Source organism: Serratia sp. BNK-23 (genome assembly GCF_047456145.1).
Lineage (GTDB): Bacteria > Pseudomonadota > Gammaproteobacteria > Enterobacterales > Enterobacteriaceae > Serratia > Serratia nematodiphila.
This window is the reverse complement of record NZ_CP179900.1, coordinates 4,403,139-4,418,072: the sequence shown is the minus strand read 5'-3', so window position 1 is coordinate 4,418,072 and position 14,934 is coordinate 4,403,139. Positions and strand designations below refer to the sequence as shown.

Sequence of the window (14,934 nt, the reverse complement as noted above, 5' to 3'; positions counted from 1 at the left end):
AGCCAGATGCCTTAACGCGGCGGTTGGCACGCATTCTGCTATCGGATTTATAACCAAAACAAGGTTTTCAATATTTGTAAATCGATAATGGTTATATGCGTGCCGCATCACGGCGCCAACGAGCAGAGGGAGAGAAGCATGTCAGCAGCAAACCACTCGCAGCAGCCTATTCAGTTCGCCTACTGGGTGCCGAACGTCTCCGGCGGTCTGGTGATCAGCAACATCCCGCAGCGCACCGGTTGGGACATCGGCTACAACCGCAAGCTGGCGCAGATTGCCGAGCGCGCCGGTTTCGACTACGCGCTCACCCAGATCCGTTTCACCGCCGGTTACGGCGCCGACAACCAGCACGAGTCGGTGTCGTTTTCGCAGGCGCTGCTGGATTCCACCGAGAAGCTGAAGGTGATCGCCGCGCTGCTGCCGGGGCCGTGGAACCCCACGCTGGCGGCCAAGCAGATCGCCACCATCAGCCATCTTTCCAACGCGCGCATCGCGGTCAATATCGTCAGCGGCTGGTTCCGCGGCGAGTTCAAGGCCATCGGCGAGCCGTGGCTGGATCACGAAGAGCGCTACCTGCGCTCGGAAGAGTTTATCCGCTGTTTGCGCGGCATCTGGGCCGAGCCCAGCTTCAGCTTCGCCGGCGATTTTTATCGTTATCGCGACTACTCGCTGAAGCCCAAGCCGCTGGATCCGCTGCCGGAGATCTTCCAGGGCGGCAGCTCGCGGGCGGCGCGCGACATGGCGGCGCGAGTCTCGGACTGGTACTTCACCAACGGCAACAGCGTGGAGGGCATTCGCCAGCAGGTGGACGATCTGCAGACCAAGGCCAGGGCCAACCAGCACCGGGTCAAGGTGGGGGTGAACGGCTTCGTCATTGCCCGCGATACCGAGCAGGAAGCGCAGGCGGTGCTGCAGGAGATTATCGATCACGCCAACCCGGAGGCGGTGCAAGGATTCGGCCATGAGGTGAAGAACGCCGGGGCGGCTTCGCCGGAGGGCGAGGGCAACTGGGCCAAATCCTCGTTTGAGGATCTGGTGCAGTACAACGACGGCTTTAAAACCAACCTGATCGGCACGCCGCAGCAGATCGCCGAGCGCATCATCGCGCTGAAAGACGCCGGGGTGGATCTGATGCTGTTGGCGTTCCTGCACTTCCAGGAAGAGGTGGCGTTCTTCGGCCGCGAGGTGATCCCGCTGGTGCGCGAACTGGAGCGCCAGCGGGCGGCGGCCTGAGTTCAGTAAACCTGCCTGGCGTTGATGCCGGCGGGGAAAATGCCGGTGGCGAAAATATGCCCGTTGGCCTGGATCTGGTCGTCGGGCAGCATCTCCAGCGGGAACTCGCCTGACAGGCAGCTGAGAAAGGCGTTGCGATCGTCCGTGGTGGTAAAGCCGATCAGATCGTAGAACAGCAGCGAAGCGATCAGCTGGCGATGTTCCGGGATGCGCCGCAGCAGCGCCGCCGACGGGAACGGCAGGTGGAAGAAGAACGCGCAGGCATTCAGCAGCCCCTGCTCCTTCAACGCCTGGGCGCAGGGCAGCAGCTGGTAGTCGTCGATACAGACGATGTCGCCCGGGCACAGGTGCTCGCAGGCGATATCGGCGAAACGGCAGTTCAGCTGCCGGTAAGCGCGGTAGTTTTCCGGCGTGAAGTGCGCCTTCTCCGGCTGGTTGTGGAACACCGGCCACAGGCCGTCGTGGTAGTAGCCCTGATAGTGGCGGCGAAACTCCTCGATCGACAGCGGGAAGGTCACCTGATCGTAACCGGCGCGTTGGCGGCAACTGATCGGGCGCTGCGCGAAATTCTGCACGTCGCCGTTCCAGCCGAGCCACAGCCCCGGTTCGGCGTCGGCCGCCAGCGTCCGGCCGGCGCAGGCCAGATCCTTGCCGTCGCACTGTTTGTTGGAAATCAGCACCAAACGAGACATCGGATTCTCCTTATCAGTGCAGGGCTCGCGGGGCGTGCGCCGCGCAGTCGGCGCGCCAGGGCGCTTGCAGCACGGGCAGTGTGACGCGCAGGCCGCGCAATGCCGGATGCGCCAGGCAGCAGCGCGTCAGCCAGCTTCCCAGCCCGACGCCGCGGTATTCGGCGCTGACGAACAGTTCGCTCACCGAGGCGAAGGTGGCGTAATCGGTCACCATGCGGGCGAAGCCGAGCTGGTGGCGTTTGCGGTACAGGCCAAAGCACAGGCCGTGGCGCGCCAGGCGCTCCGCCGCCGTCCGATCCGGCAGGCTGAGGAAACGCTGGATCGCCTCGATATCCAATAACTGCCGATCGGTGCTGATATGAAAAACGCCTTTGCGCCAGCAGAGCAGCGGCTGTACGGGGGCCAATTGCGGTTGCATGTTCATGATTATCCTTAGGTTAACGAATCAGTGGATGGTTACAGCATCCAGCCGAGTTCGGCGGCGGTGACCTGTTCCTCGAAGCGGCGCAGTTCGGCGCTTTTGCAGGTGTGCCACAGGGTGCAGAACGCCGGGCCGAGCAGTTCGCGCAGCGGATCGCTGTGGCGGAACAGCGCCAGCGCCTCCTGCTGGCCGAGCGGCAAGGGGGCGGCGTTGTCGCTTTCGCAGCCGTTGGCGGTGGGCGGCAGCGGCAGCGGGTGTTCCAGCCCGTGCAGCAGGCCGCCGAGCATCACCGCCAGCGCCAGATAGGGGTTGGCGTCGGCGCCGGCCAGGCGGTATTCGATGCGCTGGTTGGCGCTGTCGGCGCAGGGCAGGCGCAGCGCCACCGTGCGATTGTTGTGGCCCCAGGAGGCGCGCAGCGGCACGTGCATGCCGGGGCGGAAGCGGCGAAACGCGTTGATGTTGGGCGCCAGGATCGCCATCGATGCCGGCATCAGCGCCAGCATGCCCGCCATCGCCTGCTGCATGTTGTCGCTCAGTTCACCCGGCGCGCCGGTCAGCAGGTTCTCGCCGTGCTCGTTCTGCAGGCTGATGTGAAAATGCAGCCCGCTACCGGCGGCATGGGCGCAGGGCTTGGCCATAAAGCAGGCGTGCTGGTGATGTTGCTCGGCAATCTGCCGCGTCAGGCGCTTCAGCGCCATGATCTGGTCGCAGGCTTCCAGCACGCGCCGGCTGTGATGCAGGTTCAGCTCGTACTGGCCGGAAGCGGCTTCGGCCACCACGCCGGTCAGCGGCAGGCTTTGCAGCCGCGCGTGCCGTTCGATGTCGCTCAGCAGCGCATGGTGGCGCTCGGGCGCATCCACCGCGAAGCTCTGCGTCGGGCAGGCTTCCGCCTCGGCGGGGCGCTGCGGATCCTGCAGGTAGAACTCCAGTTCGGCCGCCACCACCGGGAAGCAGTTGCGCTCGTGCAGGCGCTTCAGCACCCGTTGCAGCACCACGCGCGGCTCCAGCTCGCAGGCGTCGCCGTCGGCGTTTTGCATCGTCAGCAGCAGCTGGGCGTGGCGTTCGGGATCGCGCGCGCAGGGGCGCAGCGTGCCGGGCACCGGCAGGCACAGCCGATCCGGCTCGCCCGTCCGCTGCCCCAGCCCGCTTTCTTCTATCACCCGGCCGTGCAGATCCAGGGCGTAGATCGACAGCGGGAAGTAGCAGCCTTTTTCCAGGCCAAAGGCTTCGGCGATCGGCAGGCGCTTGCCGCGCAGCTGGCCGTTCAGATCGTGCAGATAAATATCCAGCTGTTCGGTATCCGGATAGCGCTGCAGGTAGTGTTCCAGCTCTTTGCGGAAGGTGCGCGTCGGCGATGCGGGCAGCTCCGCCAGCAGGGGATTGAACCCGATGATATTAGCATGCATGGCGCGCTCCAGAACGAAGACCGGTCACGGCCAGAGGCAGGGATAAACGCATGAGACAACTCTCTTGTGAGGCCATAGCGGCGATGTGAAAAGGGTATCTGCGGCGGCAAAAACTGTCTGTAAAAACGCCGTAACGTTAACGGGGCGCGGAATAAAAATGCCGTAAAGAGCGCGGCGGGTTGGCCGCGCCGGCACGGTCTATACTGGCGAGAGGGCAGTAGAAGGAGAGATAACGATGAAGAGAATAGGGCTGCTTATCGCCGCGCTGGCCACGTTCAACGCCACCGCGTCTTCCCCACAGGCGTGGGCCGAGAGCGAACGGGCGATGCGCGCCGCCTGCCTGAAGGCCAGCGGGCTAAAAAACGCCAGGGTGGAAGGGGAGATTATTCACTACGGTGACGACGTCGGCTATTCGGCGCTGTTTATCGGCGGGCGCTACCCGCAGCCGTTTATGAAAAACCAGCTGGGCAGGGAGCTGTGCTTATATCAGCGTGCCACGCAGAAGGCGGCGGTGCAGGCGGTGGAGGGGAGCAGTGCGTCTGCTCAACCTTGATGTTTGATGAGATAAATAAAAATACAGCCCACGGTGATAATAATGGCCTCTATGAGCAAGAGTATAAAATCCATCGCCAGCCACTTCTGTAGCTCAGAAGAGGCGGTTTTTTGCACGAAATCGTAGGTTTTCGCATCGAGCCAAACTTGATCCCTTATTTTTATTTTTTTCCTTTTCAGAATCCAAAGAAACCACTGTGCTTTCAATGAGGTTCCAAGCATGCCGAAGCTATCGGCAAAGGCGACGTAGGGCGGAATAAAATGTCCGCTGCCGGCGTAACGTTGATAGAACGCGTCAAACTCTTTTTTATGGCGACGGTAGCCAATGAATTGGATGAAGGCGCTTAAAACCAGCAGCGTTAAGCATAATATGACAAGGGTTTTCATCGAGCAGCCTGAATCACGACATTCTCGCTATCAACATAAAGATCAATGCCATGATGAAGAGCAGTCCTTCCAGCGCCAAAAGCGTGTCGTTGTTTTTCATCCAGGTCTGCAAGCGCTCAGATGATGAAAGACGAACAAATTCATAGGTCTTGGCGGGAAGATATTGGTTTTCCTTCACCTTGATTTTCTTGCCGCAAAGGGTCCATCTGAACCATTGGACTTTGATGGAAGTACCTAAAGAGCCAAGGCCATCGGCAATTGCGAGGTGAGCAGGCACAAAGTGGCCCTGTTGGGTATAGCGTTGATAAAAAACATCGAACTCGCGTTTATAGCGACGAGAGTAAATATATTGAGCAAGCCAACAAAGTAAGAGCAGCACGGCTGCAATAAGTGATGCTGTTTTCATAAGCCACCGGCTAAGGTTCAAGGGGCGTTATGCCTTACTCAAAAAAACAAAAATACACATCAACGCCAAACACCCCATTTTCAGCACGCTTAAGATGAAGTCTTTCCGAATCCAGCTCTTCAGATGTTGAGATGTGTTTTCATTCACGAATTCGTAGGTTTTTGGGCCCAGAAAAGCGTTTTTCCCTATCTTTATTTTTCTGCCATTCAATATCCAACGGAACCATTGTGCTTTGATAGATACACCAAGCAAACCAAGGTTATCCGCGAAGATGACAAATGGAGGCAAGGGGTGAGCGCTTTGCACATAACGTTGATAGAATTCTGCAAATTCGTCTTTATAGCGCCGATAGTAAAGGTACTGAACCAGGGCGCTAATCAATGTCAGAGTGAAGAATAGGACGATAGCGATTTTCATTATTCACCAAAAATGAAACCAGTAATGCTGTCGGCGGCTACACCGCCACCCCAACTGCCAGCTGCGCCACCCAGAGCAGCGCCTGCTATACCACAAGCTAAAATACCGGTACCAAACGTGGAGGCGCCTAAGACGATACTGCAAGCCGTCATTGCTAACATTGCACCGCCTTCACCCCCCAAAATCCCCGCCGCAGTACTTGCCGCAAAATGACTGTATCCCTTCACCGCGATCTTGGCGCACTCCTGTTCGCGGCCGGTGGTGCAGGCGTTGTAGACGTCGTTGGTGGTATTCAGCCCACTCAATCCGATGCCGATCCAGCCGCCGGCTTTCATAAACTTGGCCGCCCGGCTGGCGCTGTCGACGTAGTTCGAATAACCCTTGATGGCGCCGACGCCGGCGGTGCTCCATTCATGCACCAGCGATTTACTGGAGAGCCCTAGCGCGTGTTTGATTTGCGCATACTCTTTCATATTGAGTTGAGCACGAGTAAGGCGATTCAGTAACGGTTTTAATGTACCGAACAGCCGCGCTCGTTCCACCTGAAACTGGGTGCCAATCAACGCGCCACTCGTGCGGAACTGATTTTGGTAGGTTTTTTCAATCTCAACCAGGATATTCTTGATCTGGCTGAAGTAGCGTTCTCCGGCATCCGAAGCCAGCCCGACGACCGTTTCCCCATAGCTGGTGAAGGCGGCGATAGCGGCGTAATTGCGGTGCAAGAAGGTGGAGAAATCGCTGTCACCGGCTTTCACCGCTTTGCTGGTGCGGCTTTTGGCCTGCATCAGGGCGGCGATCTGCGTAGATTGGTTATGATTGCGCGGATCGGCGACGATCAGCATTTGCCCCGGTTGAACCAGCGGCGTATCGGCATTGAGCTGCATAAAAAAACGTGCCGCTTCCGATGGCTTGCCACCGAACAGGTAGTTGGCGTGGAAGGCGAGCGGGCCCGTTTGTTGGGCGATGCAATAGCCCGGTGCGATGCTGCTGGACTTCTGTTCCATGTCGAAAAGCCTCCTTATTTTTAGGAAACTTAACATTTTCTACAGGGTGGTAACAGGTTCTGGCTCACGCTCTCGATCGGAGAATCATCTGAAAATACCGGTGCCGCCTTACCCGCCACTTCCCGCCATCTCCCGTTCGATTACCGTCGCCAGCGCCTGCGCGGCGGAAGAGAGTTGGTGCTGCGCCAGGCGGATCAGGCCCACGCGCCGTTCGATAATCGGGCCGATCAGCGGCACGCAGACCGCTCCCAGCTCATCCATCTGTTGCTCGCACAGCGCCGGCACCGCGCTGGCGCCGAGGCCGTTGGCCACCATGCGCCCGACCGTCACCAGCTGGTGGCTCTCAAACGCCACCTCCAGCGTTCGCCCGCTGCGGGCCAGCGCCTGCTCCAGCAGCAGCCGCACCGCCGATGGCCGCTGCAGGGTGATGAAATCCAGCGTCAGCAGCTCCTTCCAGCTCACCTGCGCCCTGCGTGCCAGCGCCGAATCCTTCGGCACCACCGCCAGAAAGCGATCGCGGCACAGCGGGGTGAAGTGCAGGGTGTCGCTCGGCTCCGGCTCGAAGGCGATACCCATCTCCACCCGGCCTTCGCGGATCATTTCAAACACCTGCTCGTTGATGACGTCGTGCACCGCCACGTTGATGCCGGCGTAACGATCGCGAAACGCCTTGAGGATCGGCGGCAGCGGGTTGCCGGCGAACGACGGCATGGCGGCGATCGCCACCTTGCCCATCTGCAGGGTGAAGCGCTGGCGCATCGCCTCTTCCGCGTTGTCCCAATCCGCCAGCAGCTGGCGCGCCATCGGGAAGAAGGTTTCGCCCTCCGGCGTCAGCGTCACCCGGCGGGTGGTGCGCAGCAGCAACGGCCCCCCCAACGCGTCTTCCAGCCCACGGATCGCCAGGCTGAGCGCCGGCTGAGAAATATTCAGCCGCTCGCTGGCCTGGGCGAAATTCAGAGTGTGAGCTACCGCTAAAAACGCGCGTAACTGTTTGATGCTCATTTTCATTTTGGTTGGCGTTAACTCTTTGTTAATTGTCGGTTAACGAGTGATTAATAAAAATTCTAAATGAATGCGGCATAAAAACAAAATTAACAAATCATTTTTGTGACCTGAAGATGCCCTCACGCAAGCCAGGGCATTTCGCCCTGCGCCGCAACATGCAGGGGCAACGATATGGCAGGGCTCGACAAACGCGTCGGCAGCTACCAGGAAGCGCTGGCAGGCCTGACGGACAACATGACGGTGCTGGCGGGCGGCTTTGGCCTGTGCGGCATCCCGGAGAATCTGATCGAAGAGATCCGCCGGCGCGGCGTGCGCGGGTTGACGGTGGTCTCCAACAACTGCGGCGTCGACGGGTTCGGCCTCGGGCGGCTGCTGGAAACCCATCAGATCCGCAAGGTGGTGGGATCGTACGTCGGCGAAAACGCGCTGTTCGAGCAGCAGGCGCTCAGCGGCGAGCTGGAGGTGGATCTCACGCCGCAGGGCACGCTGGCGGAGAAGATCCGCGCCGGCGGCGCCGGCATCCCGGCGTTCTTCACCGCCACCGGTTACGGCACGCCGATCGCCGAAGGCAAAGAGGTGCGCGAGTTCAACGGCCGCCCTTACATCATGGAAACCGCCATCACCGGCGATTTCGCCATCGTGAAAGGCTGGAAGGCCGATCACTTCGGCAACGTCATCTACCGCCATACTGCGCAGAACTTCAATCCGCTGATGGCGACCGCCGGGCGCATCACGGTGGTGGAAGTGGAAGAGATCGTCGCGCCGGGCGAGCTGGATCCGGCGGCGATCCACACCCCCGGCATCTACGTCGATCGGCTGATCCAGGGCACCTTCGAGAAGCGTATCGAACAACGCACCCTGCGGGCATAAGGAGAATTCGCATGCTTACCCGTGAACAAATGGCGCAGCGCGTGGCGCAAGAGCTGAGGGACGGTTACTACGTCAACCTGGGCATCGGCATCCCGACGCTGGTGGCCAACTACGTGCCGGCGGGCATGGACGTGATGCTGCAGTCGGAAAACGGCCTGCTGGGGATGGGCGAGTTCCCGACCGAGCAGCAGTTGGACGCCGACATGATCAACGCCGGCAAGCAGACGGTCACCGCGCGCCTCGGCGCGTCTATTTTCGATTCGGCGCAGTCGTTCGCCATGATCCGCGGCGGCCATGTCGATCTGACCGTGCTGGGGGCGTTTGAAGTGGACGTCGAGGGCAACATCGCCTCGTGGATGATCCCCGGCAAGATGGTCAAGGGCATGGGCGGCGCGATGGATCTGGTGGCGGGGGCGGAGAACATCATCGTGGTGATGACCCACGCCGCGAAGGGCGGCGAGTCCAAGCTGCTGCCGCGCTGCACGCTGCCGCTGACCGGCGCCCGCTGCATCCGCAAGGTATTGACCGATCTGGCCTACCTGGAAATTGAAGACGGCGCCTTCGTGCTGCGCGAACGCGCGCCGGGCGTCAGCGTGGCGGAGATTGTCGCCAAAACCGCCGGCCGGCTGATCGTGCCGGAGCAAGTGCCGGAAATGCGTTTCTGAGACGGGAGGTGAATGTGCAACAACGTGAAGTGGTGATCGTGGCGGCGACGCGCACGCCGGTCGGCAGTTTTCACGGCGCGCTGGCGCCGCTGACGGCGGTGGAACTGGGCACGGCGGCGGTGCAGGGGCTGCTGGCGCAAAGCGGCGTGGCGCCGCAGCAGATCGATGAAGTGATCCTCGGCCAGGTGCTGACCGCCGGCTGCGGGCAGAATCCGGCGCGCCAGACCGCGCTCAACGCCGGGCTGCCCGTTACGACGCCGGCGCTGACCATCAACAAGGTGTGCGGCTCCGGTTTGAAGGCGGTGCATCTGGCGGTGCAGGCGATCCGTAGCGGTGACGCCGACGCGGTGATCGCCGGCGGCCAGGAAAGCATGAGCCAGTCGCCTTACCTGATGGCCGGCGCGCGCGCCGGCCTGCGCCTCGGTCACGCGCAGATGGTGGACAGCGTGATCCACGATGGCCTGTGGGACGCGTTCAACGACTATCACATGGGCATCACCGCCGAGAACCTGGCGGAGAAATACGCCATCAGCAGAGAAGAACAAGACAGGTTCGCGCTGCGCTCGCAGCAGAAGGCGCAGGCGGCGCAGCAGGCCGGGCGTTTCGCGCAGGAGATCACGCCGGTGACGGTGCCGCAGCCCAAGGGCGAAGCGCTGCGGGTAGAGCGCGACGAACAGCCGCGCGACACCAGCCTGGAGGCGCTGGCGCGGCTGCGCCCGGCGTTTCGCAAAGAGGGCACGGTGACCGCCGGCAACGCCTCGTCGCTCAACGACGGCGCCGCCGTGGTGGTGCTGATGAGCGCGGAAAAAGCCGCCGCGCTGCGTTTGCCGGTGCTGGCGCGCATCGCCGGTTACGCCTCGTCGGGCGTCGAACCGGCGATCATGGGCATCGGCCCGGCGCCGGCCGCGCGCCGCTGCCTGGAAAAAGCCGGTTGGCGGTTGGAGGAGGTCGATCTGATCGAAGCCAACGAAGCCTTCGCCGCGCAGGCGCTGGCGGTGGGCAAAGAACTGGGCTGGGAGGCGGAGCGGGTCAACGTCAACGGCGGAGCGATCGCGCTGGGGCATCCGATCGGCGCGTCCGGCTGCCGCATTTTGGTGTCGCTGCTGTTCGAAATGCAGCGCCGCGAGGTGAACAAGGGGCTGGCGATGCTGTGCATCGGCGGTGGGCAGGGGGTGGCGCTGGCGGTAGAGCGCCCGTAAACAACCGAGGAGGGCACCATGCAGTCATCTGACTATGCGGTACTGGGCGCCGGGCTGATGGGGGTGGGCATCGCCACCCACTTTATTCGCCACGGCCATGAGGTGCTGCTGTATGAACCGGATCCGCAGCGCCGGGCGGAAGCGTCGGCGGTGGCGAGCGGCATTCTGGCCGAGCTGAGCGACGTCGGGCAGTTTGATAACGATGAGCGCGAAGCGGCGCTGGCGCGTCTGCGCGTGACCGGCGATCTGAACGCGGTGGCGCGCGCCCGGCTGTTTATTGAGGCGATCCCGGAACGGCTCGAGCTGAAGCATGCGCTGTATGAGCAGCTGGAAGGGCTGATCGCCGACGACGCGGTGATCGCCAGCAACACCAGCGGCCTGCCGCCGGACGAGCTGGCGGCGCGCATGACCCATCCGCAGCGGCTGCTGATCGCCCACTTTTGGCATCCGCCGCACCTGATCCCGCTGGTGGAGATCGTGCCCGGCAGCGCCACCGAGCCGCGCCATCTGGCGGCGGTGCAGGCGCTGCTCGGCGAGATGGCGCTGGAGGCGGTGCTGCTGGAACGCGCCGCGCCGGGGTTTGTCGGCAACCGGCTGCAGTTTGCGGTGCTGCGTGAGGCGCTGCACATCGTCCACAGCGGCATCGCCAGCGCCGAGGTGGTGGATCAGGTGATGCGCGCCTCGCTGGGGCGGCGCTACGCCATGGTCGGCCCGCTGGAGGCCGCCGACATGACCGGGCTCCCGACGGTGGCGGACATCGCCCGCCACCTGTTCCCGGAACTGGCGACCGGTGACGAGATGATGGCGCTGGTGGAACAGCGGCTGCAGCGCGGCGATAGCGGCCAACGCAGCGGCCGGGGATTTTATCTGTGGGATGAAGCACGCAGGGAACGCATTCAACGGCGACGGGCGCATCAGCTGCGCTTTGCGCTGAAACCGTAATTTCGCACGCCGTACCTGACAATAACAACGATAGCGAGGTGCCTGATGAGCGTTTTGATTGCCCTGGCAGCACTGGGATTACTGATGCTGGCCGCCTACCGCGGCTACAGCGTGATTTTGTTCGCCCCGATCGCTGCGCTGGGCGCGGTGCTGTTGACCGACCCCGGCGCGGTGGCGCCGACCTTCACCGGGCTGTTTATGGAGAAGATGGTCGGCTTTGTGAAGCTCTACTTCCCGGTGTTCCTGCTGGGGGCGGTATTCGGCAAGCTGATTGAGCTGTCCGGTTTTTCCCGTTCGATCGTCGCGGCGGCGATCCGCATTCTCGGCCGGCGTCACGCCATTCCGGTGATCGTGCTGGTGTGCGCGCTGCTGACCTACGGCGGGGTGTCGCTGTTTGTGGTGGCGTTCGCGGTTTATCCGTTCGCCGCCGAGCTGTTCCGCCAGAGCGGCATCCCCAAGCGGCTGATCCCGGCCACCGTGGCGCTCGGCGCCTTCTCCTTCACCATGGACGCCTTGCCCGGCACGCCGCAGATCCAAAACATCATCCCGACCAGCTTCTTCGGCACCAATGCCTGGGCCGCGCCCTGGCTGGGGCTGATCGGCTCGCTGTTCATCATCGCGGTCGGCCTGCTGTATCTTGAACGCCAGCGGCGCAAGGCGCAGTTGAAGGGGGAGGGTTACGGCACCGAGCTGCTGAACGAACCGGAAACCCCGGACGATATCAACCTGCCGAATCCGCTGATCGCCATCCTGCCGTTGATTCTGGTCGGGGTATTCAACCTTGCCTTCACCCATTGGATCCCGCAGTGGTACGGCGCCAGCCACGATCTGACGCTGCCGGGGCTGGCCAAGCCCATCACCACCGATGTGGCGAAGATCACCGCCATCTGGGCGGTGGAAGCGGCGCTGGTGTCGGGTATTCTACTGGTGGTGGCGTTCGGCTTTGGCAATATTCGCGGCCGGCTGGCGGAAGGCAGCAAGACGGCGGTCGGCGGCGCAATTCTGGCGGCGATGAACACCGCCTCCGAATACGGCTTCGGCGCGGTGATCGCCGCGCTGCCGGGCTTTTTGGTGCTGTCGCAGGCGCTGTCGGCGATCCCCAATCCGCTGCTGAACGAAGCGATCAGCGTCACCCTGCTGGCCGGCATCACCGGCTCGGCCTCCGGCGGCATGAGCATCGCGCTGGCGGCGATGGCCGATAACTTCGTGGCCGCCGCCCACGCCGCGCATATCCCGCTGGAAGTGCTGCACCGGGTGGCCTCGATGGCCAGCGGCGGCATGGATACCTTGCCGCACAACGGCGCGGTGATCACCCTGCTGGCGATCACCGGCCTCAGCCACCGGCAGGCCTATGGCGGCATCTTCGCCATCACCCTGATCAAGAGCGCCGCGGTGCTGTTCGTGATCGGCGTGTTCTACCTGACCGGCATTGTTTAAAGGAGCGATACCATGAGTGTACAAGGCAAGACCGCGCTGGTGACCGGCTCGACCAGCGGCATCGGCCTCGGGATAGCGTCCGTGCTGGCCGCCGCCGGCGTGCGCGTGATCCTCAACGGCTTTGGCGATGTGGAAGCGGCGAAAGCGCAGGTTGCCCGGCTGGGCGCCGCGCCGGGGTATCACGGCGCCGATCTCGGCGATGCGGCCCAGATAGCGGACATGATGCACTATGCCGAGCGTGAGTTCGGCGGCGTGGACATTCTGGTGAACAACGCCGGCATTCAGCACGTGGCGCCGCTGGATCAGTTCCCGGTGGAGAAATGGAACGCCATCCTCGCCATTAACCTGTCGGCGGTGTTCCACACCTGCCGGTTGGCGCTGCCGTGTATGCGCGAGCGCAACTGGGGGCGCATCATCAACGTGGCGTCGGTGCACGGGCTGGTGGCGTCGAAAGACAAGTCGGCCTATGTGGCGGCCAAGCACGGCGTGGTGGGGCTGACCAAGACGCTGGCGCTGGAAACCGCCCGCACGCCCGTCACCTGCAACGCCATCTGCCCCGGCTGGGTGCTGACGCCGCTGGTGCAGCAGCAGATCGACAAACGCATCGCCGCCGGTACCGATCCGCAGCGGGCGCGCGATGAGCTGTTGGCGGAGAAGCAGCCTTCGCAAGAGTTCGTCACGCCAGAGCAGCTCGGTGAGCTGGCGCTGTTCCTATGCAGCGATGCGGCGGCGCAGGTGCGTGGCGCCGCCTGGAACATGGACGGCGGCTGGCTGGCGCAGTAGTGAGATTTTCCCCGGAGCGCGCAATGCGCTCCGTCGTTATTTCCCGCCTTTAATTAATTCCATCGCGTGACGGTTTACCTGCGGCAATAATATTTTTTTGTTATTTGCTATCATTATTCCCAGATAATCACGAAGGGTTATTTTGGGTGAAACGTGCGGATTGGTTTATTTCGTGCTGCGGTTATTACATTGTTTTTCTCCGTGTTACAGGTGAACACGTTTTTGCTGAAATTAAATCCAACCTAAAATAATGGCAGGTTATGGCGTGAATTTTTATATCTTGCGTGCGCTGTTCACATCGGTTAATTATTTCTGCGTGGCTTAAGACCACCGCGTTTATAACAATAATTTTTTCGGGCAGGGGTAATAATGAGAAAAAATACAACGCCAATATTCATTGGCGGCGTCTTGCTGTCGGCGATTTCCGCCGGCGCGCAGGCCGAGATCACCATTCTGGATAAAAACCCGCAGAGCAATGTGTTGCTGGCGCCGCTCAGTTTAAAGGTGGGCGGCAGCATTCGCCCCGAGTGGATCTTCAATAACGGCCCGGAGCCGGGCTATGACAAAAACGGCCACGACGGCGGCACGCGTTTTCGCTTCAGCGGCGATTATGCGCTGACGCAGGACACCTCGATCATCGGCTATTACGAGTGGGGCGTCGATCTGGCGCACGCGCTCAGCTGGGACGGGCACTATAACGAAGACGGCAAGCGCGACTATCAGCGCCAGCTGTACGCCGGCTTCAAAGACGATCGTTACGGCACCCTGACCTATGGCCATCAATACGGCATCTATTATTCGGTGGTCGGCATCAAAAGCGACGTCTGGGATAACGATGGCCATGCGGGCGGCACCGGCATCGGTATTTCCGGCGACTATGACGGCGGCAATAAACCGAAAAACAGCATCAAATACACCAATGATTTCGGGCCGGTCACGCTGTACGCCAACTACTTATTGCCGGAAGACGATCTGCACACCGCGGATAACCTGATTTACCGCCGCAAGGGCGGTGGCGGGCTGGGCTTCGATTATAAGGTGACTAAAGACTTCACCTTCAGCGCCGCCTACAGTTATACCGATGCGAAGATCAAAGACAATCTGTACCACGAACAGGATTATCACCAGCAGTTGTCCGGCACCGCGTTAACCTGGCAGCCGAACAACTGGTATATCGTCGGCACCGCCAGCTACTACAAAGATTATGTGCCGAGCACCCGACAGCGCACGCTGTCGCACTTCTTCGCCGGTGACGGCTACGGGCTGGAAGGCTTCGTCGGTTACACTTTCAATATCGACAAGCCGTTCCTCAAATCCGTCCAGCCTTATGTGGCGGCGGACTCGCTGCGGCTGAAGGGAGACGAGGCGTATCACGCCAACCACGTCTATCTTGGTGCGGGCACCACCATCGGTTACGGTCTGTCGGTGTATGTGGAGCGCACGCTGGCCAACAGCAGCGACAACGAGCCGGACTCCACCTGGATTACGGTGTTCTACGACTTCTGATTTTCACCT

General features: G+C 61.6%; 17 protein-coding genes. 9 read left to right on the top strand and 8 right to left on the bottom strand.

All coding sequences use genetic code 11. The features are described 5' to 3' along the window. Positions 1–138: 138 nt before the first annotated feature. Positions 139–1,233, top strand: coding sequence for a dimethylsulfone monooxygenase SfnG (gene sfnG / locus ACMGF9_RS21050; RefSeq protein ID WP_004933309.1), 1,095 nt, complete (start codon positions 139–141; stop codon positions 1,231–1,233). A 2-nt stretch (positions 1,234–1,235) separates the two neighbouring features. On the opposite strand, the gene ACMGF9_RS21045 is transcribed toward sfnG, so the two are convergent. The 3 genes from ACMGF9_RS21045 to ACMGF9_RS21035 are packed head-to-tail and all read right to left on the bottom strand — an operon-like array spanning position 1,236 to position 3,752. Then, on the bottom strand, positions 1,236–1,925 hold the full coding sequence (locus ACMGF9_RS21045; protein WP_016929237.1) for a trehalose-6-phosphate synthase: 690 nt from the start codon (positions 1,923–1,925) through the stop codon (positions 1,236–1,238). Positions 1,926–1,938: 13 nt separating this feature from the next. Beyond that, positions 1,939–2,349, bottom strand: a complete 411-nt coding sequence (locus tag ACMGF9_RS21040; protein WP_049239727.1) for a GNAT family N-acetyltransferase — start codon at positions 2,347–2,349, stop codon at positions 1,939–1,941. A 32-nt stretch (positions 2,350–2,381) separates the two neighbouring features. After that, positions 2,382–3,752 carry a glutamine synthetase family protein gene (locus ACMGF9_RS21035; protein ID WP_414160398.1) on the bottom strand — a complete coding sequence of 457 codons (1,371 nt, stop codon included), beginning with the start codon at positions 3,750–3,752 and terminating at the stop codon, positions 2,382–2,384. A gap of 235 nt (positions 3,753–3,987) precedes the next feature. Here ACMGF9_RS21035 and ACMGF9_RS21030 point away from each other — a divergent pair, with 235 nt between their 5' ends. Then, entirely contained in the window at positions 3,988–4,305 is a 318-nt protein-coding gene (locus ACMGF9_RS21030; RefSeq protein WP_414160397.1) for a hypothetical protein, read from the top strand. Here the strand turns inward: ACMGF9_RS21030 and ACMGF9_RS21025 are convergent. From ACMGF9_RS21025 to ACMGF9_RS21005, 5 genes are all read right to left on the bottom strand, one after another. Continuing rightward, positions 4,296–4,691: a hypothetical protein gene (locus ACMGF9_RS21025; RefSeq protein ID WP_414160396.1), complete on the bottom strand. Its 396-nt coding sequence runs from the start codon at positions 4,689–4,691 to the stop codon at positions 4,296–4,298. The two genes, ACMGF9_RS21030 and ACMGF9_RS21025, sit on opposite strands and share 10 nt — an antisense overlap. A 13-nt stretch (positions 4,692–4,704) precedes the next feature. Next, complete coding sequence (locus ACMGF9_RS21020) at positions 4,705–5,097, bottom strand: hypothetical protein (protein WP_414160395.1); 393 nt, start codon at positions 5,095–5,097, stop codon at positions 4,705–4,707. A 27-nt stretch (positions 5,098–5,124) separates the two neighbouring features. After that, the gene (locus ACMGF9_RS21015) at positions 5,125–5,514 is read right to left on the bottom strand and encodes a hypothetical protein (protein WP_021504189.1); all 390 of its coding nucleotides are present in this window, start codon (positions 5,512–5,514) and stop codon (positions 5,125–5,127) included. Then, positions 5,514–6,518: a hypothetical protein gene (locus ACMGF9_RS21010; RefSeq protein WP_015376494.1), complete on the bottom strand. Its 1,005-nt coding sequence runs from the start codon at positions 6,516–6,518 to the stop codon at positions 5,514–5,516. Before ACMGF9_RS21010 ends, ACMGF9_RS21015 begins: the two co-directional genes overlap by 1 nt. A 108-nt stretch (positions 6,519–6,626) precedes the next feature. After that, positions 6,627–7,526, bottom strand: a complete 900-nt coding sequence (locus ACMGF9_RS21005; RefSeq protein WP_015376495.1) for a LysR family transcriptional regulator — start codon at positions 7,524–7,526, stop codon at positions 6,627–6,629. A 168-nt stretch (positions 7,527–7,694) separates the two neighbouring features. Between ACMGF9_RS21005 and ACMGF9_RS21000 the strand changes: the two genes are divergently transcribed. From ACMGF9_RS21000 to ACMGF9_RS20970, 7 genes are all read left to right on the top strand, one after another. Then, complete coding sequence (locus ACMGF9_RS21000) at positions 7,695–8,393, top strand: CoA transferase subunit A (protein WP_004933280.1); 699 nt, start codon at positions 7,695–7,697, stop codon at positions 8,391–8,393. A gap of 11 nt (positions 8,394–8,404) precedes the next feature. After that, positions 8,405–9,058, top strand: a complete 654-nt coding sequence (locus ACMGF9_RS20995) for a CoA transferase subunit B (protein WP_015376496.1) — start codon at positions 8,405–8,407, stop codon at positions 9,056–9,058. Between the two features lie 14 nt (positions 9,059–9,072). Next, positions 9,073–10,257 (top strand): acetyl-CoA C-acetyltransferase, encoded by a 1,185-nt coding sequence (locus ACMGF9_RS20990; RefSeq protein WP_172575126.1) that lies wholly within the window; start codon positions 9,073–9,075, stop codon positions 10,255–10,257. Positions 10,258–10,275: 18 nt separating this feature from the next. After that, entirely contained in the window at positions 10,276–11,199 is a 924-nt protein-coding gene (locus ACMGF9_RS20985) for a 3-hydroxyacyl-CoA dehydrogenase family protein (protein ID WP_172575127.1), read from the top strand. Between the two features lie 42 nt (positions 11,200–11,241). Continuing rightward, entirely contained in the window at positions 11,242–12,636 is a 1,395-nt protein-coding gene (locus tag ACMGF9_RS20980) for a GntP family permease (RefSeq protein WP_197716273.1), read from the top strand. 12 nt (positions 12,637–12,648) lie between these two features. Further along, positions 12,649–13,419 (top strand): 3-hydroxybutyrate dehydrogenase, encoded by a 771-nt coding sequence (locus ACMGF9_RS20975; protein ID WP_261438439.1) that lies wholly within the window; start codon positions 12,649–12,651, stop codon positions 13,417–13,419. 369 nt (positions 13,420–13,788) lie between these two features. Then, positions 13,789–14,925 (top strand): porin, encoded by a 1,137-nt coding sequence (locus ACMGF9_RS20970; RefSeq protein ID WP_004933268.1) that lies wholly within the window; start codon positions 13,789–13,791, stop codon positions 14,923–14,925. The last annotated feature ends 9 nt before the right edge of the window (positions 14,926–14,934 follow it).

Coding starts and splice junctions, on each gene's coding strand:
- ACMGF9_RS21000 (WP_004933280.1), top strand. CDS start 7,695: ATGGCAGGGCTCGACAAACGCGTCGGCAGCTACCAGGAAGCGCTGGCA.
- ACMGF9_RS21005 (WP_015376495.1), bottom strand. CDS start 7,526: ATGAAAATGAGCATCAAACAGTTACGCGCGTTTTTAGCGGTAGCTCAC.
- ACMGF9_RS21015 (WP_021504189.1), bottom strand. CDS start 5,514: ATGAAAATCGCTATCGTCCTATTCTTCACTCTGACATTGATTAGCGCC.
- ACMGF9_RS21025 (WP_414160396.1), bottom strand. CDS start 4,691: ATGAAAACCCTTGTCATATTATGCTTAACGCTGCTGGTTTTAAGCGCC.
- ACMGF9_RS21020 (WP_414160395.1), bottom strand. CDS start 5,097: ATGAAAACAGCATCACTTATTGCAGCCGTGCTGCTCTTACTTTGTTGG.
- ACMGF9_RS20985 (WP_172575127.1), top strand. CDS start 10,276: ATGCAGTCATCTGACTATGCGGTACTGGGCGCCGGGCTGATGGGGGTG.
- ACMGF9_RS21030 (WP_414160397.1), top strand. CDS start 3,988: ATGAAGAGAATAGGGCTGCTTATCGCCGCGCTGGCCACGTTCAACGCC.
- ACMGF9_RS20975 (WP_261438439.1), top strand. CDS start 12,649: ATGAGTGTACAAGGCAAGACCGCGCTGGTGACCGGCTCGACCAGCGGC.
- ACMGF9_RS20970 (WP_004933268.1), top strand. CDS start 13,789: ATGAGAAAAAATACAACGCCAATATTCATTGGCGGCGTCTTGCTGTCG.
- ACMGF9_RS21010 (WP_015376494.1), bottom strand. CDS start 6,518: ATGGAACAGAAGTCCAGCAGCATCGCACCGGGCTATTGCATCGCCCAA.
- ACMGF9_RS20995 (WP_015376496.1), top strand. CDS start 8,405: ATGCTTACCCGTGAACAAATGGCGCAGCGCGTGGCGCAAGAGCTGAGG.
- ACMGF9_RS21045 (WP_016929237.1), bottom strand. CDS start 1,925: ATGTCTCGTTTGGTGCTGATTTCCAACAAACAGTGCGACGGCAAGGAT.
- ACMGF9_RS21035 (WP_414160398.1), bottom strand. CDS start 3,752: ATGCATGCTAATATCATCGGGTTCAATCCCCTGCTGGCGGAGCTGCCC.
- sfnG (WP_004933309.1), top strand. CDS start 139: ATGTCAGCAGCAAACCACTCGCAGCAGCCTATTCAGTTCGCCTACTGG.
- ACMGF9_RS21040 (WP_049239727.1), bottom strand. CDS start 2,349: ATGAACATGCAACCGCAATTGGCCCCCGTACAGCCGCTGCTCTGCTGG.